Origin of the sequence: Kribbella sp. NPDC000426, assembly GCF_040300265.1 — a bacterium.
Lineage (GTDB): Bacteria > Actinomycetota > Actinomycetes > Propionibacteriales > Kribbellaceae > Kribbella.
Genome location: NZ_JBEPDK010000006.1, coordinates 364077 through 387575, shown reverse-complemented (window position 1 = coordinate 387575; position 23499 = coordinate 364077). Strand labels below are relative to the sequence as shown.

Below are 23499 nucleotides of genomic sequence, written 5' to 3'. Positions count from 1 at the left end.
ATGCGTATCTCGAAGGGACTGCGACTCGCGGTCGTCGCCGGGCTGCTGGCCTCGGCCGCTGCCTGTGGCGGCAGCGGCGACTCGGGCGGTGGCAACTCGGGCGGCAAGGTCGAACTGACGCTGCTCAGCCACTACAGCGACGGCCCGTCGAAGGACGGGCTGGACAAGATGATCGCCCAGTGGAACAAGGACAACCCGAAGATCCAGGTGAAGGCGCAGGTGGTCAAGTTCGACGACCTGCTCACCACGATGACGGTCCGGCAGACCGGCGGCCGCGGCGCCGACATCGTCAGCGCGTACGGCCTGTGGGGCGGCCAGCTGATGAAGGCGAACGTCGTGGCGAAGGTGCCGGACGACATCGCGACCAAGATCAAGGCGGAGTACAGCCCGGCCGCGCTGGGCGCCGTGACCACCGGCGACACGCTCCTCGGCTACCCGACCGAGCTGAACACCTACGTGCTGTTCTACAACAAGAAGATCCTCGCCGCGGCCGGCATCACCAAGCCGCCGACCACCTGGGCCGAGCTCGCCGACGACGCGAAGAAGACGGTGAAGCGGGATGCCAAGGGCAACATCCAGGTCGAGGGCCTGAGCCTGATCCAGGACGGCGACAACAAGTCGGTGCACCCGTTCCTGTCGCTGCTCGACTCGGCCGGCGGCAAGTTCCTCGGCGCGGACGGCACCCCGCAGTTCGACAACGACCAGGGCAAGGCCGCGCTGAAGTTCGAGGGCGATCTGGCGGCCGCGAAGGCGTCGAACACCTCGATCTCGCCGACCAAGCAGTTCCGCAGCGGCGGCGTCGCGATGGCGATCCAGGCCGGCTGGTGGATCGGCAGCCTCAAGACCCAGATGAAGGACAAGTACGCCTCGGACGTCGGCGTGACCGCGATCCCCGGACCGACGCCGGGCAGCAAGGGCTCGCTGGCGTACGGGTTCTTCATGGGCGTGAACCAGCGCAGCAAGCACGCGGACGAGGCCTGGAAGTTCTTGACCTGGATGAACGAGCACAAGGCCGAGGGCGGCAGCAATGTCACCGAGACCGGTAAGTGGCTCGCCGACCAGGGCCTGATCCCGCCGCGGACGGCGGACCAGGCGGAGTACAAGAAGTCGTTGTCCGACCCGAACCTGGCGCCGATCTACGACGCGGCGACGTACGCGATGGCCGAGCCGAACCAGCCGGGGGCGTACGAGGCGAAGACCGCGCTGCACAACGCGATCATGACGGTGCTTGCCGACGGCAAGAATCCGGACGATGCGCTGGCGCAGGCGGCGAAGGCCGTCAAGCCGCAATGACGACCGCGGTCGGCAGGGTCGGCGACGATCGCCTGGCGGCGTCGTCGGCCCGCCGGGTCGGCAAGCTGCATCGCGAGGGAATGGCGGCGTACCTGTTCCTGTCGCCGGCGTTGCTGTTCTTCTGCGTGTTCCTGATCCTGCCGTTCGGCTTCGCGATCGTGCTGGCGTTCTCGGACTGGGGCGGGTTCGACCTCGGCACGCTGAAGTGGGCGGGCTTCTCGAACTTCGGCGACGTGCTGAGCTTCCACGGGACGTTCGTCAAGCCGATCCTCGTCAACACGTTGCTGTTCGCGTTCGGATCGGTGTTCCTGGCAACGTTCGGCTCGGTGCTGGTTGCCTACTGCATCGACAGGCTGTCGTTCCAGGGCTTCTGGCGGGTGCTGTACTTCCTGCCGGTCGTCGCCACGGTCGTTGCGATCGGCAACGTGTGGAAGATGATGTACCAGCCGGCCGGCCTGATCAACGCGGTCCTGAACAAGCTCGGCGTGAACAGCGTCGGGTTCCTGTCCGATTCGTCGTACGCGCTGCCGTCGGTGACCGTCGTGCATGCGTGGGCCTCGATCGGCGGCGCCGTACTGATCCTGACCGCCGGCCTGAAGGCCATCCCCGAGATGTACTACGAGGCCGCCGAGGTGGACGGGGCGAATTCGTGGCACACGTTCTGGTCGATCACGTTGCCGCTGCTGCGGCCGGCGTTGCTGTTCGTGCTGATCACGCAGTTCATCGGCGGGTTGCAGTCGTTCGCGCTGATCATCGTGATGACCGGTGACGGCGGGCCGGTGAACGCGACCAACGTCGCGGCGTTCGAGATGTACCAGCGGGCGTTCAAGTTCGGCGCGTGGGGAACGGCGAGCGCGATGGCGATGGTGCTGTTCGTGATCATCCTCGCGATCACGCTGCTGCAGTTGTGGATCGCCCGGCGGCGCGGAGAGGAGACCTCGTGAAGCGGCGCGGAAAGTTCCCCTGGTTCGCTTACCTGGTGGTGATCCTCGGCGGGGTGGCGATGGTGATGCCGTTCCTCGACATGGTGATGAGCTCGTTCAAGGGCCCGGGGGAGTACGGCGTGATCCCGTACAAGCTGCTGCCCGAGTCGTTCAACTTCGACAACTACCGCGACGCGTTCTCGCAGCTGGAGCTCGGTCGGCTGTTCCGCAACAGCGTGATCGTCACGGTGTCGGTGACGGTCTCGGTGCTGGTGACGTCGTCGATGGCCGGGTACGCGCTGGCGAAGCTGCGGTTCCGCGGGCGCGCGGTGATCTTCCGGTTCATCCTCGCGACGATGATGCTGCCGCCGTTCCTGCTGCTGATCCCGACGTTCCTGATCATGCTGAACTGGCCGCTGGCCGGTGGCAACGACATCCTCGGCCGCGGCGGCGACGGCGGGCTGACGACGAGCCTGGTCGCGCTGATCCTGCCGTTCGCGGTCAGCGGTTTCGGCATCTTCCTGATGCGGCAGTTCATGGTGTCGCTGCCGGACGAGATGCTCGAGGCGGCCAAGATCGACGGCGCGAACCAGTGGCAGACCTGGCGGCTGATCGTGCTGCCGCAGACCAAGCCGGTGGCGATCACGCTCGGGCTGATCACGTTCATCGGCACCTGGAACGAATACATCTGGACGCTGCTGATCTCGTCCTCGGACCCCGACCTGCAGACCCTGCCGGTCGGCATCCAGCTGCTGCAGAGCTTCCTCGACCCGGACCGCACGATGCCGATCGTGATGGCCGGCCTGGTGATCAGCACGCTGCCGGTGCTGGTCGTGTTCCTGCTGTTCCAGAAGTACTACGTGCGCGGTGTCGTACTGAGTGGCCTGAAGTGAGGAGATCCTTGTGAACAGAAACGTGCTCGCCATCGGGGCGCACATCGGCGACATGGACCTGACCGCCGGGCCGACACTGGCCAAGCTGGTCCTGGAGGGCGCGTCGGCCACGATCGTCGCGCTGACGCCGGGCGAACGCGGTCACCCGCGGCTGACCCCGACGGAGTACAAGAAGCAGAAGATCGCCGAGGGTACAGCGTTCGCGGACGCGATCGGCGCGGATTTCGTGGTCTTCGACCAGAGCGACGGGTTCCTGTCCGCGAGCGACGACGTGGCGCTGGAGCTGGCCCGGATCATCCGTGAGAAGCAGCCGGACACGATCATCGCCCACTGGAAACACTCGATCCACAGCGACCACGAGAACGCCGCACTCCTGGCCGAGCGCGCCCGCTTCCTGGCGGGCCTGCCGATCGACCCGACCGACGACTTCGCCACGCCGTACCCGGAGCTGGTCGCCAAGCTCGCCGACCTCCCGCGGCACGGCGTCCGCAGCTTCCTGCACGCCGAGAACTGGGAGGACATGGAGGGCTTCACCCCGTCCCTCTACGTCCCCATCCCCGACGAGGCCTTCTACCGCTGGGTCTCCGCCATCCGCCACCAGGCCTTCGCCCGCGGCGAAACCTACGGCTTCCGCTATATCGACTACTACACCGCCCTCATGACCACCCGAGGCTGCCTGGCCTCCTACCCCCGAGCCTGCGCCTTCCACACCAACCAGACCCCCGAGATCACCAAACTCGCCGGCCCGTAGAACTAAGAACTGGGAAAGGAAGGGAAAGGGAAGAACGGGAAGAGAGAGAAAGGGAAGGAGAAGGGAAAGGGGAGGAAAGGGAAGGAGGGAGGAAAGGGAAGGAAAGAAGGAGGGAGGAAAGGGAAGGAAAGAAGGAGGGCTATTTAGAAGTCTCCGATGAGGCTTCAGGGAAGAGATTGAGAGAAAGCGGAGAAAAGATTCAGAGTGGTGGCTGGCCTCTCCGGTCGGCCGCGTGTTTGACTTCGCGACGCAGCGTGTCAGGCGGTCTCGATTGCGACGAGACCACCGAGTTGGTCGACGGCTCCCTCGTCCCCACCGGGAACCGCGCAGACAGCAGGCGCAACTGCTCCAGCAAGCTGCTGCGTCAGGAAGTGAACATTCAGGTCGCCGTTCGAATCAATGATCCAATTGGCTGGTACGGCGTTGCTTGTAAAGCTCCACCGCTTTGGTCAAGAGAACATGGCACGCCTTGGTGACCCACCACACCTTCATGAGTGTGTTCGTTAGCCTAAGCCGCACTACTTCGGGATCATGGGTCGGAAATTCTTCCTTCTCCAGGAAAGCGAGCGCTGCCCATGACCGACCATGCGCGAAGCCCGCGCAACTACGCCAAGCGGCCAGGGGTAGGAACCGGTTGTCGGCGACCTTGGAAGCCTCTTTGACGACCTCGGTGATGATAAAAGGAGGAAGCGTCGGCGGACCACCTGCCGCGACTGATATCCGCTGCATCTTCGCTAGTCGATCTGCGAGTGGAGTCGCAGCGTGTGCGCCTACCTCGCTTGCCATGGTGTCGCCATCCCGTGCGTCCTTGGCGGCCAGCGAGAGCCTGCGCGTGACTCTGGTTGACCGTGACGCCGGTGCGAGCATCCAGATCGCGGTTGCCGTTGCCTCCAACGCCGGGCGGGCGAGGGAAAACGGCGCCCCGTTGTGGAGAGCGCCCGCGTCGCGCACCAGAGCATGAATGGCATGCATGTGGTCGACTGCCACCCCGATCTGTTGGGTCAGTGCATGCGATACCTGGTACGGATCGGCCTTTGCGTCGTCTGCAGCGAGAGAGCTGCGATGCTGCACATCGAATTGTCTCGATTCCATGTCGTCGAGTATTTTCTGGACCTCAACGACGTCGTCCAAGATCCTGACAAGGTCACGCGTCGCCTCGGCCTCGTCTAGCTTCGGCCTCGTTGTCATACCGAGATCATCGACGGGTGCCGAGGGATCGTTACGCCCCACTGTCGCTTCTGCCCCCAGAGCAGCCGGGCCGCACACGGTGGCCTACGCAAGCTAGAAGCATCCACCCGCCACCAACACCAATGAGCCTCGGATCTTCGAAAACGCAGTTCAGAGTCTTTCTTCCTTTGACCGGCTGGACTGTGGCGACCCGCCGTGATCGCTCTCGGACGTGGTCGCCGCCGGTCTTGCCCTGTGGGCGACATGCGAGACCGTCGGTGGTGACTTCCTGCAGGAAGTACGGTCGTAGTGGTTCTGTCGGCTGATGGTGGGAGTAGGCGTGGCTGAGGTTCGGTTGGTTGTGCAGGGGGACGACTTCGGGATGTGTCATGCGGTCAATGTGGGGACCGTGGCGGCGTTCCGGGACGGGATTCTGACGCAGGTGTCGACGATGGCGGCTTGTCCTTGGTTCACCGAGGCGGCGGCGTTGGCGCGGGAGTTCGGGATTCCGTTGGGGGTGCATCAGACGTTGACATGCGAGTGGGACTTCCTGCGCTGGCGGCCGTTGACGGACGGGGCGTCGTTGGTGGGAGAGGATGGGACGTTCCTGCGATCGGTGGCCGAGGCGCAGGCGTCGGTGACTCCTGAGGACGCGGTGCGTGAGCTGACGGCACAGGTCGCGAAGTTCGCGGCGGAGGGGCTGGAGATCGAGTACCTCGACGTACACATGGGTCAGTCGGCGACGCCCGCGGCGTACGACGAGGTGTCGAAGGCAGCCGGGAAGCCGTTCATCTACAGCGAGGCCGAGTCGCAGCGGTTCGCGTCGATCGAGACGTTGAGCGATCGGGACGCGGACGTGAAGCGGGCTTGGCTGCTCGAGTACCTCGACAAGCTGACGCCGGGTGTGCATCTGCTGGTCACGCACTGCGCGGCTGCGGAGCCTGAGCTCGGAGCGCTGCACAAGCCCGGGTCGTACACGTATCGCTGGGCCGAGGAGTACCGGCTGTCCGACCAGGAGCTCGTCACGGATCCCGAGATCCGCAAGGCGATCGAGGAACGCGGCATCGAGCTCACGACGGTCAGCGCCGCGTTCTCGTGAGCAGCTTCTCGTGATCAGGGCAGGCCGGCTGCTGCTGCGGCCGTTCACGATGGCGGACGTCTCGTGGGTGTACGAGGTGTCGCAGGACGCCACGCTGCAGCAGTACGTCGGCGTGCCCTCGCCGTACCTGATGGAGCATGCGCAGTATTTCGTGGAGCATCTCGCCATCGGGAACGACCAGCGCGCCGAGTTCGTGGTCGAGGAGGCCGGCGAGCGGCTCGCGCGCGTCGGGCTCGGCTTCCGCGGAGACGGTACGGCGGAGGTCGGCTACTGGACTGCCCCGGCCGCTCGGGGCCGGGGTGTTGCGCCGGCGGCCGTGCGAGCGGTCTGCCGATGGGCCTTCGAGACGAAGGGCCTGGAGCTCATCGAGTGGCGCGCGGAGATCGGCAATCACGCCTCTCGTCGCGTCGCCGAGAAGGCCGGCTTCGTGATGGAGGGGCAGTTGCGCCGGCGGCTGGTGCATCGCGGGGAACGCGTCGACGCGTGGATCGGCTCACTGCTCAAGGACGAACTCGGTACTGCGTAGCGCACCCGGCGGCGAGCCGGTCGCCGCCTTGATGTGGCGGGTCAGGTGGCTGACGGAGTGGTACCCGGTGAGGTCCGCGATCGCTTGCAGCGGGAGTGTCGAGTTGCGGATGTGCGCGAGGGCGTGGCGTAGGCGGACCGCTTGGAGCGCGGCTTGAGGGCTGGTACCGCGGAGGCGGGTGAACGCGGCGCGGAGGCCGGACTGGGAGATGCCGAGGTCGGCGGCGACGGTTGCGATCCTCAACCCGCTGGCGAAACGCTCTTCGAAGATGCGTTCTGCTTCGATGACCAGTTGCTCGGCCGGGGTTGTCGGCGGGGCGCTGGCTGAGCGGCGTAGGCGGAGGTCCAGCTCGGACAGGAGGAGTGCGCGGAGCTCCTCGTTGTTCTCGCGTACGAGAGCGTCGAAGACCCGGCCGAGGGTGTGGTCGGCGTCGTCGTAGCAGAGGCGGGGCCAGGGGTGGGTCGCCGCGGCGTCGACCTGGAGGAAGCGGTTGGCGTACCCGGTGCGGCTCTGTTCGGCATGCCAGGTGCTCGGCGGAGTCAGCAGTACGGTGCCGGGCGTCGCGGCGTACGTCTCCTCGCCGACGGGGCAGGTGATGCGGCCGCGGACGTAGTACACGAGCTCCCACGAGGTGTGTGCGTGCAGCGGGTAGTCCTTGCCGGGCGCGGCGGTGTGTACGCCGGCGCCGAGGAGCCGTAGCGATTTGTGCATAAGCCCTGTCGCCTTCTGCATTGTTTCCTGGGGGCGTCGGACTGATGCTGGCATCGATTCGTGCATCTTGGGAAGGACGACCGTGATGGATATGACGACTGCTTTGCGGGATCTCGGCGTGACCGGCGACGTACTCACGCAGGCCGAGAAGGACCAGCTCGACCGGGACGGATTCCTGCCGCTGGAGGGGATCCTGACCGTTGCGGAGGTGTCGGCGCTGAACAAGCGGCTGGCGGAGCTGACCGCGGCCGAGGGGGATCGCGCCGGCCTCGAAGTACATCAGGAGAAGGGCACGGACCGGCTCGCGGACCTGGTCAACAAGGACGAGAAGTTCGAGGTCTGTTTCAGCCATCCGCGAGTGCTGGCCGCGATGCAGCACGTGCTCGGGGAGTTCAAACTGTCGTCCCTCAACAGCCGCGCCGCGCTACCCGGCGAAGGTCACCAGGCGCTCCACGCGGACTCCGGGCATCCCGTCCAGCCCGGTGAGTACGAGGTCTGCAACTCGATCTGGCTCCTCGACGACTTCACCCCCGAGAACGGCGCCACCCGCGTGGTCCCCGGCTCCCACCGCCGCGGCACCCTGCCCGCCGACGAGATGCCCGACCCGGCCGACCCCCACCCCGACCAGATCCAACTCACCGGCAAAGCCGGCACCGTCGTCATCTTCAACAGCCACCTCTGGCACGGCGGCACCCACAACCAAACCCAATCCCCCCGCCGAGCCCTCCACTCCTACTACACCCAACGCCACCTACCCCAGCAACTCGACCAGCAGTCCTACATCCGCCTCGAAACCTACAAACGCCTAACCCCCGCCCAACACTTCATCCTCGCCGTCACGAGCTGAGTTCTGTCTATGTGATTTGCCTTGAAACTGTCTAGCTTCCTAGACTAAGATGCATGGTCAGTGAGCAGCCGACACGGAAGGTCGTGAAGGCGTTCAAGGACGCTGGTTGGCGGCAGGTCAGGACGGAAGGGTCGCAGAGCCTGTATGAGTGCTCGTGTGGTCAGCACACGTTCGCGTTGCCGGACGGCCATCGGGTGATCTCGCCGGGCGTTGTGCGCAAGGCCGGCAAGGCACTCGCTGAATGTGAGGGGACAGGCCAGTGAAGACCTACGACGTGACGGTTGAGCGGGACGGCCGCTGGTGGATGGTGGCGATCCCTGAGCTCGACGGACTGACCCAGGCCCGTCGGCTGGACGAGGTAGAGCAGATGGCCCGCGAGTACATCGCGGTGACGACCGACGTTCCGCTCTCGCGGGTGGCGGTCGAGGTCTCCGGCATCGCGGCCGACGGCCAGGACTTACTGCAGGCGAAGATCCTGGTCGACGGCCTCCGCCGCCGCGCGAAGGACCTCGAGGCGCTGGTCGGCGAACTCACCCGCGAAGTCGCGTCCACGCTGACCGACGCAAGCGTCCCGGTGCGAGACGTCAGCAGCGTCCTCGGCATCTCCCACCAACGCGTCTCCCAACTGGTGCAGGCAGCTGCAGGCGACTCGACAAACGCGAAACAAAAGGCCCAGCAAGAGTTCGCCCACGACCTAGTCATCAACCTCCCCGACGGCCGAGCACTCAGAATCGTCGAGGTAACCGGACCGAAGAGACGGCGATCCAAGAAGGTGGCGGCACAACCGCCGACATCGCATGAAAGCGATCATCAGCGCCGGAAGGCTCCCGGTTCCAGAGCTCGAGCAGCCAAGCAGACTGCCGCGGCCAGCCGCCCGGCGTGATGTTCGGAGGGTCTTACGTCGGTTCGGTCAGCGGGATCGGGCCCGCGCTCTTTGCGTACCTGCGAATGCGGTGTGGCGCGGATGCCCTCAAGCCGGACCTGCGGGTCCATCGTGAGCTCGTCAAGCTCGGGTTTCTTGTCCCCCGAGATGAGCACGCGCTGCTGGTCGCAGCCGAAGCTGCCGCGTCCGAGCTTGGCATTTCCCGTTTGGTTCTTGACCAACTTCTCTGGTCGCGCGGCACCTGACCGATGCCGTCTCCGCTCACCTCGTCAGGCGGAAACGGCTCGGTAGCCCTGACGAGCTGCGCCGCGCGGGGCTGTTGGCGGTACTAGGAGGCGTCGGCTTTGCGGACCCAGACTTCTCGGATTATTAGGAGGATGGCGGCGGCGGAGGGGATGGCTAGGAGGGCGCCTACTACGCCGAGGAGGGCGCCGCCGAGGAGGGCGGCTATGACGGTTACGGCGCCGGGGATGTCTACGGCGCGGCGCATGATGCGGGGGGCTACGAAGTAGTTCTCGAACTGCTGGTAGATGATGCCGTAGATCAGGCAGCCGAGGCCGGTCCAGAGGCCGCCGGTGAAGCCGATGAGGGCGACTACGACGACGCCGATCAGGCCGCCGACCATCGGGATGAAGTCGCAGAACATCACCACGATCGCCAGCGCCACGGCGTAGTCGCGCAGGCCGATGATCTCCAGGAAGATGAACATCGAGACGCCGGCGCACAACGCGACCAGGAACTGGCCGCTGACGTAGCCGCCGACGCGGCCGAGGACCTCGTCGCCGAGGATCGAGACGCGGGGACGTCGGGTGCGGGGGACCAGGCTGTACGCCGCGCGCTTGACCGACGGCAGCGACGCGAGGAAGTACAGGGTCAGGACCAGGATCGTGAACGTGTTGAACAGCGCGTTCGCGACCACCTTGCCGACACCGAGGATGCCGCCGAACGCGCGCTGCGCCAGCGCCGGGTCCTGGATGTAGTCCTGGGCCTTCTGGATGAAGTGGTACTTGTCGTCCAGCTGGTTGAGCGTCTTCGACTTCTGCAGCAGGTCGAGGTAGCCCGGCGCGTTCTTGATCAGGCTGTCGATCTGATCCGTGACTACCGGCACGATCGCGAACCCGACGCCGACGACCGCGAGGATCATCAGCAGGAACACCACGCCGACGGACAGGCCGCGCTTCAGGCCGCGGCGCATGAACCACTCGACCAGCGGGTTCAGGCCGACGGCGATGAACATCGAGACCAGCAGCAGGATCAGCACCGAACGGGCCTGGCCGGCCGCGTTCCACAGACCCCAGGCGACGAGTACGCCGAGCGCCGCGAAGAACCCGAACGTGAACGGGTTGCCGCGCCGCAGCGGCGGACCGGGGACGCCCATCCCGACGGACGGGTGCCGCTCCTCGATCAGCAGCTCGTCGGCGATGTCGCCGTCGGCGTCCTCCGCCTCCTGCGCGGACGCCGCGGCTTTGTCGGCAGCATCGTCAGCTTCCCCGGCCGACTCCTCCGCCTTGTCGGCCGACTCCTCCGCCTTGCCGGCAGACGAGCCGGCCTTGTCGGCCGAAGAATCAGCCTTGTCGGCTGACTCCTCTGCTTCGTCGGCGGAGGAGTCGGCCTTGTTGGCTGACGAGTCGGCTCTGTCGGCGGACTCCTGTGCCTGGTCGGCTGACGAGTCAGCCTGGTCGGCGGAGGTGTCGGCGGCGCGTGCAGAGCCGGCGGCTTGTCCAGCAGCGGCTTCCGCCTCGTCGGCCGAGTCGTCGGCCTTCTCGGCGGCGGCCTCGGCCTGGGCGGCGGCGGACTTCGCTTCCCGAGTGGCTTCCGCGAGGTCCGGGTCGGTCGCTGTGGAGGTGTCGTCGCCGGCTGGCGTCACATCTTGTCCTTCGGGGATCGCGCGCTCGAGGTGGCCGCATCGGTCGTGTCGTCGTCGGCGGACGACGTACCCCCGGAGGACTTCACCGAGGCGGCCGGCCGCGTCTGGCCACGAGTGTCCCCGCCGGCGAGGTCATCGAGCCGGAACTCGTCCACCTTGGTCGAATCCTTCGGCTCGTCGTCGTTCTCGTCGGACGCCGCAGCAACCGCGGAGCCGTTGGACGAAGAAGCAGGCGAGTCGGCCGGACCGCCGGCGGTCTTGCTCGTCTTGTCGGCCAGGTCCGACGCGTCCTTCGGGTCGACGCGCAGCGCGGTGTCGATGCGGGTCTCGTCGACGCGCGCGTCCCCGGCACCGATCCCGACGAATGGGCTGGATCCGGTAAACGGTCCGTCCTCGTCGTCGCCCGCCGACGCACCCGCGTACCCGCCGGCCGCGGGCGTCGCGCCCGGGAACGGGTTGTCGTCGCTCGTCGATCCGGCCGATCCGTCCCGCGCCGCCTCGTCGAGCCAGGCGTCCGCGGCGGCATACGCCGCGGCGTCCGCCACACCATCTTCCGCACCACTGTCCGCACGGTCTGCCGCACCGTCGGCCGCGTCCTCTGCCGTCCGGTCCGCCGACGTCGACGTGCCAGCCGCGAACGGGCTGCCCGCCGACTCCTGAGCGCCCGCGGTCGACGTGGCGCCGGACGAGTCCTTCGCGCCGGAGCTGTACGGGCCATCGCCCAGGTCCGGTGCGCTGGGGGTGTACGAGGCGTCCGACGGCTCGGTGGCCGCGAAGGGGCTGCCGGTCGCCGAACCCGGGGCCGGGCTGAACGGGCTCGCCAGCAGGTCGTCCGCGCTACCGGTGGTGCCGGCTCCACCAGTGGTGGGGCCGGTGTTCGGACGGGCGAAAGGGTTGACGTACGCCGGTGCCGCGGTCTCGGAGTCGAGCTCGGCCGCCTGCCGTGCGATGTTGCTGGCGATCTCGTTGAGCCCGGCGATCTGGGTGAGGATGCCGTCGCGGCGCTTCGCGAGCCGCTCGGTCTCGCGGGCGACGACGGTCCGGGACCGCTCCGCCTCGTCGGCCGCGTTCGCCAGCTCGGCCTCGGCGCGGGTCCGCGCGGTGGTGAGCAGCTGCTCGGCCTCGCGGCGGGCGCGGGACAGGGTCCGCTCGGCCGACTCCTCGGCCTCGGAGCGGATCTTGCGGGCCTGCTCGGTCGCCTCGGCCACCCGGCGCTCGGACGCCTCGGCGGCCTCCTTCATCTGGGTGGTGAGGCTGTCGGTGTCGGCCGCGATCTGCTGGTGCTTGTCGGCGAGCTCCTTGGCCTGCTGTTCGCGCTCGTCCGCCAGCCGGGCCCGCAGCGCCGCCGACTCGCGCTGGATCGCGGTGCGGATCTTCTCCGCCTCATGCAGCGCGCCGTTCTTCAGCGTGCTCGCCTGCGACTCCGCGGTCAGCTGCAGCGTCTCCGCCTTCCGGCGGGCGGCGTCCAGCACCTCGGCAGCCTCGGTCTCGGCCGTCCGCCGGACCTCCGCCGCGTCGCCCTCCGCCGTCCGTCGCATGCTGTCGGCCTCGTTGAGCGCGACGGTGCGGATGTCCTCGGCCTCGCGGTCTCCGGTCGCCCGGGCCGCGGAAGCCTCCTTGGCGGCGTTCGCCCGCAGCTCCTCGGCCTCGCGCTTGGACTCCTCGAGCGCCTCGGACGCCTGGTCCTGCGCGAGCCGGAGGATCTGCGCGGCCCGGTCGCCGAGCCCGGCGTACGACGGGTTGGCGCTGGCCTCCAGCTGGCGGCGCGTCTCTTCGAGCTGGTGCTGCATCGGCGCGACACTCTGCTGGAGCTCGTCGGCGCGGTTTCGCGCCTGGACGAGTTGCATCTCCAGCGCGCGGACATAGTCGTCCACCGCCTGTTTGTCGTACCCACGACGGCTGACCGGGAAGCCCCCGGCCGCGGTCGCCGTGCGGTCGAAGAACGGCAGGCTCGACTCGTCAGGCATCTCCCGAGATTCCCTTCTGGCGGCTCAGCGTGAATCCCCCACCATAAGCCTGTCAGAACCCACCCGAAACCAGCCAATCGAGCCCTGTGGACAACCTAGGGCGGGAGACCCGCCCTACCTGTTACGGAAGCGATTAATTCCAGCCAGGTGCCGCTCCCGCAACTCCGGATCACGGACGCCGAGGCCTTCGGAAGGAGCGAGGGTGAGGACGCCGACCTTGCCCTGGTGCAGGTTGCGGTGCACGTCGTACGCCGCCTGCGCGGTCTCCTCGAGCGCGTAGACCTTGCTGACCGTCGGATGCACCATCCCGCGGGCGATCAGCCGGTTCGCCTCCCAGGCCTCGCGGTAATTCGCGAAATGCGAGCCGATGATTCGCTTCAGGTTCATCCACAGGTACCGGTTGTCGTACTCGTGCATGAATCCCGATGTCGACGCGCACGTCACGATCGTCCCGCCCTTGCGCGCGACGAACACCGACGCCCCGAACGTCTCCCGGCCAGGGTGCTCGAACACGATGTCCGGGTCGTCCCCGCCGGTCAGCTCGCGGATCCGCGCCCCGAACCGCTTCCATTCCTTCTGGTCCTGCGTCACCGGATCCGACCAGAACTTGTACCCCTCGGCCGACCGGTCGATGATCAGCGACGCCCCCATCGCGCGGCAGATCTCCGCCTTCTCCGGCGACGACACCACGCAGACCGGGATCGCTCCGCCGTTCAGCGCGAACTGCGTCGCATACGAACCGAGCCCGCCGGACGCGCCCCAGATCAGTACGACGTCGCCCTGCTTCATGTTGGCGCCGTTGGCCGACACCAACTGCCGGTACGCCGTGCTGTTCACCAGCCCCGGCGACGCAGCCTCCTCCCAGGTGAGGTGGGCCGGCTTCGGCATCAGCTGGTTCGACTTGACCAGCGCGAGCTCGGCGAGACCGCCGAAGTTCGTCTCGAATCCCCAGATCCGTTGCTCGGAGTCGAGCATCGTGTCGTTGTGCCCGTCCGGCGACTCCAGCTCGACCGACAGGCAGTGCGCGACCACCTCGTCGCCCGGCTTCCACGCGTTCACGCCAGGCCCGGTCCGCAGTACGACGCCGGCCAGGTCGGAGCCGACCACGTGGTACGGCAGGTCGTGACGGGCGGTCAGCGGCGACAGCTTCCCGTACCGCTTCAGGAACGAGAACGTCGACACCGGCTCGAAGATCGAGGTCCACACGGTGTTGTAGTTGATCGCGCTCGCCATCACCGCGACCAGCGCCTCACCCGGCCCGAGCTCCGGCGTCGGTACGTCGTCCAGGTGCAGGCTCTTGCGCGGATCCTTCTCCTTGCTCTCCAGACCCTCGAACATGCCCGCCTCGTCGGCGTGGACCGTGATCCCGCGGTAGTGGTCGGGTACGTCGAGCCCCCCGACGGCAGCGGTGTCACCGGACAGAATCGCTTCGAGGATCTGCTTCACGTCTACCTCCGGGAGCGGGGCCAGGTGAGCGGAACTTACCGCTGAGTATGCACGCCTGGCTGTGCCCTGTAACACAGCGAGCGACGGTTGAGACCACCGTCACTTCATCAGTCCACCGTTGTCAGTGGTCTTACCCGTCGGTTAGCGCAGCCGGGTGGCCAACCGGACCTGGGTGAAGTCGTCGCCGGATCGCAGCTGGACCAGGTCGCAGAGCTGGTTCGCCAGCCAGACACCCCGCCCGCCGAGTCCGTCGAGCGGCGGCAGCACGCGCCCGACGAGCAGGTCGTCGATCCGGCCGCGGTCGGTCACGTCGCAGATCAAGGCCCGGTCCGCGATCCACACCGCCAGCGTGCCGCGGCCGCCGCCGAACCGGATGCTGTTCGTGCAGATCTCGTGCAACGCCAGCGAAAGGTCCTCGAGCCGGTCCCGCGACACTCCGTGCGACGAGGCCTGCCCGCCGACCCATTGCCGCACCTGGCCGAGCTCGTCCGGACCGAACTCCCACCGCTCGGCACGATCCGGTACGTCGCTCAACGGTGTCCGGAACGCCTTGTCCGCAAGGGCTTCTGTGCCGGAATGGCCCGAGTGGGTCGCGGTCGGGTCGATGCCGACCGACGCGTCGTACGCGCAGCAGAGCCGGAACGAACGGTCCGCCGCGAAAGCGATGTCGCTCAACGCCTCGTGCAGCAGGACCTCGTCGTACTCCGCGGCGCTGCGGCCCGGGTACGCGGCCTCGCCGAGACCGCGCACCGGGCGGCCGGGCTGCTGCTCGAGAATGCCGCGCCAGAACGGGATCAGTCGCGCAGGGTTGCCCCCGGCAACGGTCGCGTCGACGACGGTCACCTCGGAGTACTGCGAGTCCAGGGCGGCACGCAGTACGGCGGTCCGCGCCGGTGGTAGCACGGCCACGATCTTTTCCCCCGCCGCCAGCCCCTCGCGTACGAACGCAGCCGCGCGCAGCACGAACTCTTCGTCCGTTCCGTGGACGAAAGCGTCGTGCTTGAACCCGGCCGGCGCACCGTGCAAGGAGTCGGTGGCGCTGTCCTTCAGCACCTGAACAGAGTAATCCGCCCGGCCCAACCGGGCAGGCTCTCAGCGCGCGCCGTCACACCCTGTCGGCGACCCGTAACACTGAGAGCCATCCGGCTCCTACTTGCAGAAGGCGATCTTCTTGTAGCCGATCCAGAACTCGCCGCGGGTGTTCACGTTGGCGTTCGTCCCCAGGTGGAGATAGGTGTGGGCGCCGTTGATCTGCTTCAGACGGCCCTGCGAGACGCTGTCGATGGTGACGAACGGCGCCCCGACCGGACCGCCGTGGAAGGTCGCCGAAGTGTCACCGCCGGGCGCGACCGCGGTCCCGCTGGTCCAGCACGCCGTACCCGTCGAGATCACCCGCAGAACCAGGTCCCCGTTGGTCTGCATCCGCACCAGGTAGTTCCCGTTGCAGATCGCCTTACCGGCCGCGAGCGTCCCGGAGAACGCCGTACCGACGCAGCCGCCTACCGCGGCCGCTGACTGATCCGAGTCGCTCTGCGCGTACGCCGGAAGTCCGGAAACCCCGGACTGCTGTCAGGCCGGCTCGACCAGTTCGATGAGGACGCCGCCGGCGGACTTCGGGTGGATGAAGTTGACTCGGGAGCCGGCGGTGCCGCGGCGGGGTTCGTCGTACAGGAGGCGGGCGCCGCGGGCGCGGAGTACTTCGGAGACCGCGTCGAGGTTGGTGACGCGGTAGGCGAGTTGCTGGATGCCGGGGCCGCGCTGGTCGAGGAACTTCGCGATCGGCGACGCGTCCGACAACGGCGCCAGCAGCTGGATCGACGAACCCGAGTCGCCGACCGACAGCATCGCCTCGCGGACGCCCTGTTCCTCGTTGATCTCCTCGTGCGCCACCGTCATGCCGAACACGTCCGCGTAGTACCGCACGGCCTCGTCGAAGTCGGCGACCGCGATGCCGACATGGTCGATCGCGTCGAACAGCTGATCCATCCCGCCAGGGTGGCGCAAACCCGGTCGCAGAGGCCATCGAAAGTGGCCCAGCCGACACACGACCACGTCGGTGCCGTGTGACCCGTCTGACGCGTCCGGGCAGCGGCGTACCAGTGCCGCCGCAGGTATCGTGACGATATGTCTGACACGCGGAACACCACCGTTATCGTCGCCGGCGCGCGGACCCCGATCGGGCGGCTGCTGGGCGGACTCAAAGGCTTCACCGGCGCCGAGCTCGGCGGCTTCGCGATCAAGGGCGCGCTGGACAAGGCCGGCGTCGCGCCGGACCAGGTCGAGTACGTGATCATGGGCCAGGTGCTGCAGGCCGGCGGCGGTCAGATCACCGCCCGCCAGGCCGCGGTCAAGGGCGGCATCGGTATGGACGTCCCGGCCATCACGATCAACAAAGTCTGCCTGTCCGGGCTGAACGCGATCGCGCTCGCCGACCAGCTGATCCGCGCCGGCGAGTACGAGATCGTCGTCGCCGGCGGCATGGAGTCGATGACGAACGCGCCGCACCTGCTGCCGAAGTCCCGCGAGGGCTTCAAGTACGGCGACGTGCCGCTGGTCGACTCGATGGCGTACGACGGGTTGTGGGACGCGTTCACCGATCAGGCCATGGGCGCGCTGACCGACCAGCAGAACAACGCGGTCGAGAAGCTGACCCGCGAGGAGCAGGACGCGTTCAGCGCCCGCTCGCACCAGCGCGCCGCGGAGGCCTGGAAGAACGGCGTGTTCGCCGACGAGGTCGTGCCGGTCGAGGTCCCGCAGCGCAAGGGTGACCCGCTGGTGGTCGACGCCGACGAAGGCGTTCGCGGCGACACCTCGGTCGAGGTGCTGGCCAAGCTCCGGCCGGCCTTCGGCAAGGACGGCACGATCACGGCCGGCTCGGCGTCGCAGATCTCCGACGGCGGCTGCGCTGTCGTCGTGATGAGCAAGGCGAAGGCCGAGGAGCTCGGGCTGAGCTGGATCGCCGAGATCGGCGCGCACGGCTCGGTCGCCGGGCCGGACTCGACGCTGCAGAGCCAGCCCGCCAACGCGATCGCCAAGGCCTGCAAGAAGGAGGGCATCGAGCCCGCGGACCTCGACCTGATCGAGATCAACGAGGCGTTCGCCGCGGTCGGCATCGCGTCCGCACGCGAGCTGAACGTCGGCGAGGACAAGGTCAACGTGAACGGCGGCGCGATCGCGCTCGGCCACCCGATCGGGATGTCCGGCGCCCGCCTCGTCCTGCACCTGGCGCTGGAGCTGAACCGCCGCGGCGGCGGCGTCGGCGCGGCCGCGCTCTGCGGTGGCGGCGGTCAGGGCGACGCGCTGATCGTCCGGGTGCCGGCCCGGAGCTGACCCAGAGACGGCCAAGAGCTGACAGAGAGCTGACACCCACCTGATGCCACGACGTACGCCGCCGGTCGGCGAGTTGGTCGAGCGCGCCCGCGGAGGGGATTCGCGGGCGGTCGCTCGGCTGATCTCGCTGGTCGAGGACGAGTCCCCGCTGCTGCGCGAGGTGATGGCCGCGCTGGCGCCGCACGCCGGCCACGCGCACATCGTCGGCATCACGGGCTCGCCGGGCGTCGGCAAGTCCACGTCGACATCGGCGCTGGTCTCGGCGTACCGCGAGACGGGCAAGCGGGTCGGCGTACTCGCGGTCGATCCGTCGTCGCCGTTCTCCGGCGGCGCGCTGCTGGGGGACCGGGTGCGGATGCAGGATCACGCGACCGACAGCGGCGTGTTCATCCGGTCGATGGCGTCGCGCGGGCATCTCGGCGGGCTGTCGTGGTCGACGCCGCAGGCGCTGCGGGTGCTGGACGCGGCCGGGTTCGACGTGGTGCTGGTGGAGACGGTCGGGGTCGGGCAGTCCGAGGTCGAGATCGCCGGGATGGCGGACACGACGCTGGTGCTGCTGGCGCCGGGGATGGGCGACGGCATCCAGGCGGCCAAGGCCGGGATCCTCGAGGTCGGTCACATCTACGTGGTGAACAAGGCCGACCGTGACGGGGTCCAGTCGGTGACGCGGGACCTGCGGTCGATGCTGGCCCTGGCCGAGCGGGCCGAGGGTGCCTGGACGCCGCCGATCCTGAAGACGGTTGCCTCCCGCAATGAAGGCGTCGTCGAGGTGGTGCAGGCGATCGAGGACCGGCTGACCTGGATGCGCGGGAACGGCGTCCTCACCGAGCGCCGGCAGTCCCGGGCGCGGGACGAGATCGAGGCGATCGCGACGACGGCGCTGCGGGCGCGGTTCGCGCACCTGCACGGCGACGCACGGCTCGACGTCCTGGCGGCCAAGGTCGCGGACGGCGGCACGGACCCGTATTCTGCGGCGGACGAGTTGATCGCGGCTTTGTGATATCGGTCTCGTGATCGGGTGAGCTGGAACAGACGACCACGCAGTGTCACAATGTGTCTTTGCTTTCCGTTCATCAGATGTTGTGCCGAATTCGGGCAAATGCCGCAGGATTTCCGCTGCCCGGGCGGGCCGGCGTCTCAGGGCGGCGCGCCGGTAGCTACCTTGCCCCCGAATCCGTTACAGAATAGAACTTGTAGCTGGTGAGCATGTGCGGTGGGCTGTGTTCAGTCAGTGACAATTGGTGACGGTCCGTGATACAAATTCCAACACAGTCGACCGAGTGGTTAGGAACGAGGAGTGGCGACATGCCGAAGAAGCTGTTGATCTGGTCGCTCATCGCCTTTGCCGGCTTCTATCTGTTCACTCAGCCGGCGAACGCCGCCAACGCGGTGGGAGGTGCGTTCTCGGCCGTCGGCGACGCGTTCGGGAGCGTCATCACCTTCCTGACCGCGCTGTTCAGCTGATCTGCCGTCGGAGTGTCCCGTTGCGAGCGATCGTGCGGGACACTTGGCTGTACGGGGTCAGACAACAGCGCGCCAGGGGAGTGAGTGGATGGCCGGAATAGGCGTCTTCCGGATCTTCGACCCGAAGGTCCGGCGCCACCTGATCTCCGACGAGGGCGAGGTCGTCATCGACGAGGTTCGCCAGCACTGGGTGGTGTACTCGGTGCCGATGCTCGAGGTTGCGCTGGCGGCCGCGTTGCTGCTGACGATGGCCGCCACAACGATCGGTCTGCAGCCGGTGCTGCTGGCGATCGTGCTGGTGCTGCTGACGCATGCCTTCTGGCAGTTCCTCACCCACCATCGGGACCGCTTCGTAGTCACGAACATGCGGGTGATGCGAATCCGCGGCGTCTTCTCCCAGACCGTCGCGACCACCCCGATCGCCCGGGTCCTCGACATCACCCTGAAGAAGCCGATCATCGGCCGGATGTTGGGCTACGGCCACTTCGTCTTCGAGTCGGCCGCGCAGGACCAGGGCTTCCGTGAGATCAGGTGGGTCAGCCGGCCCGACGACCGCGATCTGACCATCCAGCGCGTCATCCAGCGCACCGGACTGCGCGCGTCGGCGAGTGTCGACGTACTGCAGGGCGACGAGGACTCCGACGACGACGGCACCGGTCCCATCGGGATGGACTCCGCGCAGGAGGTCACCACCACTGCTCCGGTGATCACGACCACCGCACCGCAGGCCCGCCCTTCGTCCTCCCCCTCCGCGACCAAGTCGATCTTCAACAGCGAACGCGGCAACTGGTCGGACGACGACTAGTCCCGCCGGCCGCGCGGTTCCGTAGCGGCGAGGTGCTGGAAGTGGTTTCGGCGGCGTATGCGGTGGGCGCGCTCGGGGTCGTTCGCCGATGCGGCGGCGAGGGCTTCGTCCAGTTCCTTGACGGCTTCGTCGTACCGGTTCTGGCGGGCGAGGAGTTCGCCGCGGATCGCGTGCCGGCGTGAGCTGTGGGGGATGCCTTCCAGGAGTTCGAGCGCCGCGTCGACGTCGCCGGTTTCGGCGATGGCGACGACCCTGGCCAGCTCGGCGGCGGTGCTGGGGGAGACCTCGACCAGCAGGTCGTACAGGCGGACGATCTCGCGCCAGTCCGTGGCGATGTAGCTCCGAACGCGGGCGTGCTCGGCGGCGATCGCGGCCTGGAGTTGGTATGCGTCGGCCTGCCGGTCGGAGCGCTCCAGCGACTCGTTCAGGAGTACGACGCCGCGGGCGATCAGGCTCTGGTCCCAGCGCGTCCGGTCCTGGAGATCGAGGGTCACTACCTCGCCGGCCTCGTCGACACGGGCCGGTCGGCGGGCCTCGGTCAGGAGCAGGAGCGCCAGGACGGCGGTCGGAGTGGGCTGGTCGGGCAGCAGGGTGTGCAGGAGCTCGGCCAGGCGCATCGCCTCCGCGCAGACGTCCACGTCGTACGCCGCCTCGCCCTCGGATGGAGCGTGGCCCGCGGTGTAGAGGCTGTGGATGACCGCGCAGACCGCAGGCAGCCGGTCGGGGAGCTCGGCCTCGGGCGGGACCCGGTACGGGATGCGAGCGGCGGCGATCTTCTGACGTGCCCGGACCAGCCGCTTGGTCGTCGCGACCTCGGTGGTCAGCAGCACGTCGGCGATCTGCGCGGGAGAGAGCCCACACAGCGTCCGCAGGGCGAGCGCGACCCGGGTCGGCGGTGAGAGCGACGGATGGCAGCAGGTGAAGATGAGCCGCAGGAGATCGTCCTGGACGACCTCGTCGGGGTCGAGTGCGCCCTCCGGATCCAGGGCGTCGAGATCGCGGCGACCGAGGTCCTGCAGCTCGGCGCCGGCTCGTTCCTTGTCGGCGCGGGCGCGTTCGCGGCGGATGATGTCGATCGCCTTGCGCCGGGCGGTCACGGTCAGCCAGGCGCGCGGCTCAGGCGGTACGCCGGTGACGGGCCACGCGCCGAGAGCCGCCAGCGCGGCCTCCTGGACGGCGTCCTCGGCGAGCTGCACGTCGCCGACCGTCCGGATCAGGGTGGCGAGGATCCGCGTCCCCTCGATCCGGATCGTGTCGGCAACAGCGCCGAACCGCTCGTTCAAGTCGGCCCGCTGACTCATCTGGCGACGATCACCGGACGTACCTCGACGGCGCCGCCCCAGGCAGCCGGGATCTCGGCCGCGATCCTGACTGCCTCCTCGAGGTCCTCGGCCTCGATCAGGTAGTAGCCGGTCAGCGCTTCCTTGGTCTCGGCGTACGGGCCGTCGGTGGTGATCACCGGGCCGCCGCGCGCGCCCTCCACCCGGACGACCGTCGCCGTCGCGGTCGGGTGCAGCACGGCGCTGGCCTTGACCTGCTCGGCGAACTCGACGCCGAACTTCCGGTACTCGGCCAGCTCCTCGGCCTGCTCGGGCGCCCACCAGTCCACGTCCGCGGTGTAGGTCAAAGCAAGGTACTGCGCCATCGGAGTCCTCCTTCTCGCTGAGACCACTGTGGTCTCTTGTCAAAGGAACGAACAGGCAGACCCGCAGAGGACAGTTTGTTGCGTGGCTACTGCGTGGCTTCCGAGATCCTGCCGCGGAAGGCCCGGATGACATTCGGGTCACCGACGGTCTGGATGGCGTCCTCGCCGACCCGGCCCCAGAGCCACAGGTTGATCGGCGTCGGGTCGCCGAAGATCTCCGCCGCGGCGTCGCCCTCCGCACCCTGCTGTACGTCGATGCTCGTCGCGTCGGCCGTGATCGTCCAGGACCGGCCGGTCGCGGTGATCCGCAGCGTCGCATCGATCGGATACTCCGTGTCGCCCTCCTCCCACCAGGGGCCGGCGAGGTTCGGGTACAGCAGCTCGTCGATGCCGTCGAGCGCCAGCTCCGGGTCGATCGGTGTGACGACGTCGTGGGCCTGCTCGAGGTCGATCCGGTGGATGAGGCTCTCGTGCGCCATCCGCCGGTGCCAGAACGCGGAGGTCGTGTCGCGCGGGTTGAACGTCCACGTCTGCGTCGTGGTCCCGGCTGCCTCCAGCGCGCCGAGGATCGCCGCGCGGGCCTCGTCGTACCACTCGAGGGTCTCGCGGCCGGAGAAGTCCGGCGGCCACGGGTCTGGGCGGGCGCCGAGCTTCAGCACCTCGACCTTGTGCGCGTAGACCATCGCCACATGGCGGACCACGTCGTCGACGGTCCACCCCGGACAGCTGGGCACGGGCGCGTCGAGCCCCATCCGTGCCACCTCACCCAGCCGCGCACTCTCGGCCCGGACATGCTCGAGAAATCTCATGCCCGAACCTTTCCAGATTCCGGGGACAGTTTCAGAGGCTCCGCGCCTTCAGGGCGGCCTCCCAGTCCTCGGTCTCGGAATGGCTGATCTCGACCACCCGCTGCGCCAGCAACTTGACCGGCTCATCGGCATCCGCGTAGCGACCGGCCCGCTGGGCGTAGAGCCAGGCCTCGTTGCGTAGTTCCTGCGCAGTCCGGGTGTAGGTGGGATAGGAATCCTTGAAGCCGAACAGGGTCCGGATTCCTTCGGCCAAGGCGATGACGCCACCCAGCGACGGAGCCAGCCAGGTGGGGGCGTTGATCGCGACCGAGACGGCGATCACCAGGGCGGCGATGAGCTGGACGGTGCCCAGCGCCCGGTACCAGATTCGGGCGCGGCGCGCCTGGGTGGCGTACCAGCGGAAGCGGATGCTGATCAGTTGCTCGGCGGGGGTATCGGTTCCGAGGGCGGGGAAGTCCGAATCTCTGAGTTTCGACATGGTCTGCCTAGTGTCGGGCTAATCTTCGGCCCATGGCGAGGAAGAGGGCGTTGCCGTTCGACCCGATCGACGAAGCGTCGCGGCAGTGGGGGCGGCGATGGGGCGCGGTCGAGCAGATGCGTGCCGTCACGTCGCTGATGCGCGCGCAGCAGATCGTGATCAACGAGCTTGACGACATCCTCCGCAAGCACGGGCTGACGTTCGCGCGGTTCGAGGCGCTGGTGCTGCTCACGTTCTCGCGGCGCGGTTCGCTGCCGCTGGGCAAGATGGGCGAGCGGCTGCAGGTCCACCCGACCTCGGTGACCTCGATCGTGCGCCGGCTGGAGGCGGCCGGGCTGGTGACACGGACGCCGCACCCGGACGACGGGCGCGCGATCCTGTGCGAGATCACCCCCGAGGGCCGGGACCTGGTCGAGCGCGCCACCGCGGATCTGGTCGCCGCCGACTTCGCCGTCTCCGGGCTCACCGACGAGCAGCTGAAGATGCTCTGGACCGTCCTCGAGCCGCTCCGCCACAACGCCGGCGACTTCTGACCCCCAGTTACCAGAACTGGCAGCCTTCGCGCGGTTGGAAATAGTTGGACGTCCTAGTATTT

General features: G+C 68.0%; 26 protein-coding genes. 14 read left to right on the top strand and 12 right to left on the bottom strand.

Annotated elements, in window-relative coordinates:
* From ABT313_RS30490 to ABT313_RS30475, 4 genes are read left to right on the top strand one after another with little or no spacing between them, the layout of a single operon-like run.
* Window positions 1–1293, top strand: coding sequence for an extracellular solute-binding protein (locus ABT313_RS30490; protein WP_350860925.1), 1293 nt, complete (start codon window positions 1–3; stop codon window positions 1291–1293).
* Window positions 1290–2237, top strand: coding sequence for a carbohydrate ABC transporter permease (locus ABT313_RS30485; RefSeq protein ID WP_350860922.1), 948 nt, complete (start codon window positions 1290–1292; stop codon window positions 2235–2237). Before ABT313_RS30490 ends, ABT313_RS30485 begins: the two co-directional genes overlap by 4 nt.
* Window positions 2234–3109 (top strand): carbohydrate ABC transporter permease, encoded by an 876-nt coding sequence (locus ABT313_RS30480; RefSeq protein WP_350860920.1) that lies wholly within the window; start codon window positions 2234–2236, stop codon window positions 3107–3109. Before ABT313_RS30485 ends, ABT313_RS30480 begins: the two co-directional genes overlap by 4 nt.
* A gap of 10 nt (window positions 3110–3119) precedes the next feature.
* The gene (locus ABT313_RS30475; RefSeq protein ID WP_350860918.1) at window positions 3120–3860 is read left to right on the top strand and encodes a PIG-L deacetylase family protein; all 741 of its coding nucleotides are present in this window, start codon (window positions 3120–3122) and stop codon (window positions 3858–3860) included.
* A 396-nt stretch (window positions 3861–4256) separates the two neighbouring features.
* On the opposite strand, the gene ABT313_RS30470 is transcribed toward ABT313_RS30475, so the two are convergent.
* Window positions 4257–5048, bottom strand: a complete 792-nt coding sequence (locus ABT313_RS30470) for a hypothetical protein (protein WP_350860916.1) — start codon at window positions 5046–5048, stop codon at window positions 4257–4259.
* 319 nt (window positions 5049–5367) lie between these two features.
* Between ABT313_RS30470 and ABT313_RS30465 the strand changes: the two genes are divergently transcribed.
* Together ABT313_RS30465 and ABT313_RS30460 are read left to right on the top strand one after the other, a co-directional pair.
* On the top strand, window positions 5368–6126 hold the full coding sequence (locus ABT313_RS30465; RefSeq protein ID WP_350860914.1) for a carbohydrate deacetylase: 759 nt from the start codon (window positions 5368–5370) through the stop codon (window positions 6124–6126).
* A gap of 10 nt (window positions 6127–6136) precedes the next feature.
* Window positions 6137–6652: a GNAT family N-acetyltransferase gene (locus ABT313_RS30460; RefSeq protein ID WP_350860912.1), complete on the top strand. Its 516-nt coding sequence runs from the start codon at window positions 6137–6139 to the stop codon at window positions 6650–6652.
* Here ABT313_RS30460 and ABT313_RS30455 read toward each other — a convergent pair.
* A complete protein-coding gene (locus ABT313_RS30455; protein ID WP_350860910.1) occupies window positions 6620–7363 on the bottom strand; it encodes a helix-turn-helix domain-containing protein in 744 nt (247 codons plus the stop codon). The two genes, ABT313_RS30460 and ABT313_RS30455, sit on opposite strands and share 33 nt — an antisense overlap.
* 91 nt (window positions 7364–7454) lie before the next feature.
* Here ABT313_RS30455 and ABT313_RS30450 point away from each other — a divergent pair, with 91 nt between their 5' ends.
* The 3 genes from ABT313_RS30450 to ABT313_RS30440 are packed head-to-tail and all read left to right on the top strand — an operon-like array spanning window position 7455 to window position 9093.
* Window positions 7455–8210 carry a phytanoyl-CoA dioxygenase family protein gene (locus ABT313_RS30450; protein ID WP_350860908.1) on the top strand — a complete coding sequence of 252 codons (756 nt, stop codon included), beginning with the start codon at window positions 7455–7457 and terminating at the stop codon, window positions 8208–8210.
* A gap of 53 nt (window positions 8211–8263) precedes the next feature.
* A complete protein-coding gene (locus ABT313_RS30445; protein WP_350860906.1) occupies window positions 8264–8473 on the top strand; it encodes a type II toxin-antitoxin system HicA family toxin in 210 nt (69 codons plus the stop codon).
* Window positions 8470–9093: a type II toxin-antitoxin system HicB family antitoxin gene (locus ABT313_RS30440; RefSeq protein ID WP_350860904.1), complete on the top strand. Its 624-nt coding sequence runs from the start codon at window positions 8470–8472 to the stop codon at window positions 9091–9093. The genes ABT313_RS30445 and ABT313_RS30440 overlap by 4 nt, the downstream gene beginning before the upstream one ends.
* A 328-nt stretch (window positions 9094–9421) precedes the next feature.
* On the opposite strand, the gene ABT313_RS30435 is transcribed toward ABT313_RS30440, so the two are convergent.
* From ABT313_RS30435 to mce, 6 genes are all read right to left on the bottom strand, one after another.
* Entirely contained in the window at window positions 9422–10960 is a 1539-nt protein-coding gene (locus tag ABT313_RS30435; protein WP_350860902.1) for an AI-2E family transporter, read from the bottom strand.
* Entirely contained in the window at window positions 10957–12927 is a 1971-nt protein-coding gene (locus ABT313_RS30430) for a coiled-coil domain-containing protein (protein ID WP_350860900.1), read from the bottom strand. The genes ABT313_RS30435 and ABT313_RS30430 overlap by 4 nt, the downstream gene beginning before the upstream one ends.
* A gap of 114 nt (window positions 12928–13041) precedes the next feature.
* On the bottom strand, window positions 13042–14373 hold the full coding sequence (gene ccrA, locus ABT313_RS30425; RefSeq protein WP_350860898.1) for a crotonyl-CoA carboxylase/reductase: 1332 nt from the start codon (window positions 14371–14373) through the stop codon (window positions 13042–13044).
* A gap of 141 nt (window positions 14374–14514) precedes the next feature.
* Window positions 14515–15426 (bottom strand): anti-sigma factor RsbA family regulatory protein, encoded by a 912-nt coding sequence (locus ABT313_RS30420; protein ID WP_350860896.1) that lies wholly within the window; start codon window positions 15424–15426, stop codon window positions 14515–14517.
* A gap of 96 nt (window positions 15427–15522) precedes the next feature.
* Entirely contained in the window at window positions 15523–15795 is a 273-nt protein-coding gene (locus ABT313_RS30415) for a hypothetical protein (RefSeq protein WP_350860894.1), read from the bottom strand.
* Between the two features lie 147 nt (window positions 15796–15942).
* Window positions 15943–16359: a methylmalonyl-CoA epimerase gene (gene mce, locus ABT313_RS30410; protein ID WP_350860892.1), complete on the bottom strand. Its 417-nt coding sequence runs from the start codon at window positions 16357–16359 to the stop codon at window positions 15943–15945.
* A 138-nt stretch (window positions 16360–16497) separates the two neighbouring features.
* On the opposite strand from mce, the gene ABT313_RS30405 reads away from it, so the two are divergent.
* The 4 genes from ABT313_RS30405 to ABT313_RS30390 all read left to right on the top strand — a co-directional run bounded on the left by ABT313_RS30405 (window position 16498) and on the right by ABT313_RS30390 (window position 19972).
* Window positions 16498–17703, top strand: a complete 1206-nt coding sequence (locus ABT313_RS30405; protein WP_350860890.1) for an acetyl-CoA C-acetyltransferase — start codon at window positions 16498–16500, stop codon at window positions 17701–17703.
* A gap of 43 nt (window positions 17704–17746) precedes the next feature.
* Window positions 17747–18703 carry a methylmalonyl Co-A mutase-associated GTPase MeaB gene (gene meaB, locus ABT313_RS30400; RefSeq protein ID WP_350860888.1) on the top strand — a complete coding sequence of 319 codons (957 nt, stop codon included), beginning with the start codon at window positions 17747–17749 and terminating at the stop codon, window positions 18701–18703.
* 305 nt (window positions 18704–19008) lie between these two features.
* Window positions 19009–19167, top strand: a complete 159-nt coding sequence (locus tag ABT313_RS30395; protein ID WP_166678426.1) for a hypothetical protein — start codon at window positions 19009–19011, stop codon at window positions 19165–19167.
* 88 nt (window positions 19168–19255) lie between these two features.
* Window positions 19256–19972, top strand: a complete 717-nt coding sequence (locus ABT313_RS30390) for a PH domain-containing protein (protein WP_350860885.1) — start codon at window positions 19256–19258, stop codon at window positions 19970–19972.
* On the opposite strand, the gene ABT313_RS30385 is transcribed toward ABT313_RS30390, so the two are convergent.
* From ABT313_RS30385 to ABT313_RS30370, 4 genes are all read right to left on the bottom strand, one after another.
* Window positions 19969–21273: an RNA polymerase sigma factor gene (locus tag ABT313_RS30385; protein WP_350860883.1), complete on the bottom strand. Its 1305-nt coding sequence runs from the start codon at window positions 21271–21273 to the stop codon at window positions 19969–19971. The two genes, ABT313_RS30390 and ABT313_RS30385, sit on opposite strands and share 4 nt — an antisense overlap.
* Window positions 21270–21617 carry a YciI family protein gene (locus ABT313_RS30380; protein ID WP_350860881.1) on the bottom strand — a complete coding sequence of 116 codons (348 nt, stop codon included), beginning with the start codon at window positions 21615–21617 and terminating at the stop codon, window positions 21270–21272. The genes ABT313_RS30385 and ABT313_RS30380 overlap by 4 nt, the downstream gene beginning before the upstream one ends.
* A gap of 86 nt (window positions 21618–21703) precedes the next feature.
* The gene (locus ABT313_RS30375) at window positions 21704–22426 is read right to left on the bottom strand and encodes a maleylpyruvate isomerase family mycothiol-dependent enzyme (protein WP_350860879.1); all 723 of its coding nucleotides are present in this window, start codon (window positions 22424–22426) and stop codon (window positions 21704–21706) included.
* 31 nt (window positions 22427–22457) lie between these two features.
* The gene (locus tag ABT313_RS30370) at window positions 22458–22904 is read right to left on the bottom strand and encodes a DUF4231 domain-containing protein (RefSeq protein ID WP_350860877.1); all 447 of its coding nucleotides are present in this window, start codon (window positions 22902–22904) and stop codon (window positions 22458–22460) included.
* A 32-nt stretch (window positions 22905–22936) separates the two neighbouring features.
* On the opposite strand from ABT313_RS30370, the gene ABT313_RS30365 reads away from it, so the two are divergent.
* Entirely contained in the window at window positions 22937–23437 is a 501-nt protein-coding gene (locus ABT313_RS30365; RefSeq protein WP_137259421.1) for a MarR family winged helix-turn-helix transcriptional regulator, read from the top strand.
* Window positions 23438–23499 lie beyond the last annotated feature (62 nt).

Bases quoted from the DNA above. Each gene is read 5' to 3' on its own strand.
- ABT313_RS30490 (WP_350860925.1), top strand. From the start codon at position 1: ATGCGTATCTCGAAGGGACTGCGACTCGCGGTCGTCGCCGGGCTGCTG.
- ABT313_RS30485 (WP_350860922.1), top strand. From the start codon at position 1,290: ATGACGACCGCGGTCGGCAGGGTCGGCGACGATCGCCTGGCGGCGTCG.
- ABT313_RS30470 (WP_350860916.1), bottom strand. From the start codon at position 5,048: ATGACAACGAGGCCGAAGCTAGACGAGGCCGAGGCGACGCGTGACCTT.
- ABT313_RS30455 (WP_350860910.1), bottom strand. From the start codon at position 7,363: ATGCACAAATCGCTACGGCTCCTCGGCGCCGGCGTACACACCGCCGCG.
- ABT313_RS30450 (WP_350860908.1), top strand. From the start codon at position 7,455: ATGACGACTGCTTTGCGGGATCTCGGCGTGACCGGCGACGTACTCACG.
- ABT313_RS30445 (WP_350860906.1), top strand. From the start codon at position 8,264: ATGGTCAGTGAGCAGCCGACACGGAAGGTCGTGAAGGCGTTCAAGGAC.
- ABT313_RS30430 (WP_350860900.1), bottom strand. From the start codon at position 12,927: ATGCCTGACGAGTCGAGCCTGCCGTTCTTCGACCGCACGGCGACCGCG.
- ABT313_RS30415 (WP_350860894.1), bottom strand. From the start codon at position 15,795: ATGCAGACCAACGGGGACCTGGTTCTGCGGGTGATCTCGACGGGTACG.
- mce (WP_350860892.1), bottom strand. From the start codon at position 16,359: ATGGATCAGCTGTTCGACGCGATCGACCATGTCGGCATCGCGGTCGCC.
- ABT313_RS30405 (WP_350860890.1), top strand. From the start codon at position 16,498: ATGTCTGACACGCGGAACACCACCGTTATCGTCGCCGGCGCGCGGACC.
- meaB (WP_350860888.1), top strand. From the start codon at position 17,747: ATGCCACGACGTACGCCGCCGGTCGGCGAGTTGGTCGAGCGCGCCCGC.
- ABT313_RS30395 (WP_166678426.1), top strand. From the start codon at position 19,009: ATGCCGAAGAAGCTGTTGATCTGGTCGCTCATCGCCTTTGCCGGCTTC.
- ABT313_RS30390 (WP_350860885.1), top strand. From the start codon at position 19,256: ATGGCCGGAATAGGCGTCTTCCGGATCTTCGACCCGAAGGTCCGGCGC.
- ABT313_RS30385 (WP_350860883.1), bottom strand. From the start codon at position 21,273: ATGAGTCAGCGGGCCGACTTGAACGAGCGGTTCGGCGCTGTTGCCGAC.
- ABT313_RS30380 (WP_350860881.1), bottom strand. From the start codon at position 21,617: ATGGCGCAGTACCTTGCTTTGACCTACACCGCGGACGTGGACTGGTGG.
- ABT313_RS30375 (WP_350860879.1), bottom strand. From the start codon at position 22,426: ATGAGATTTCTCGAGCATGTCCGGGCCGAGAGTGCGCGGCTGGGTGAG.
- ABT313_RS30370 (WP_350860877.1), bottom strand. From the start codon at position 22,904: ATGTCGAAACTCAGAGATTCGGACTTCCCCGCCCTCGGAACCGATACC.
- ABT313_RS30365 (WP_137259421.1), top strand. From the start codon at position 22,937: ATGGCGAGGAAGAGGGCGTTGCCGTTCGACCCGATCGACGAAGCGTCG.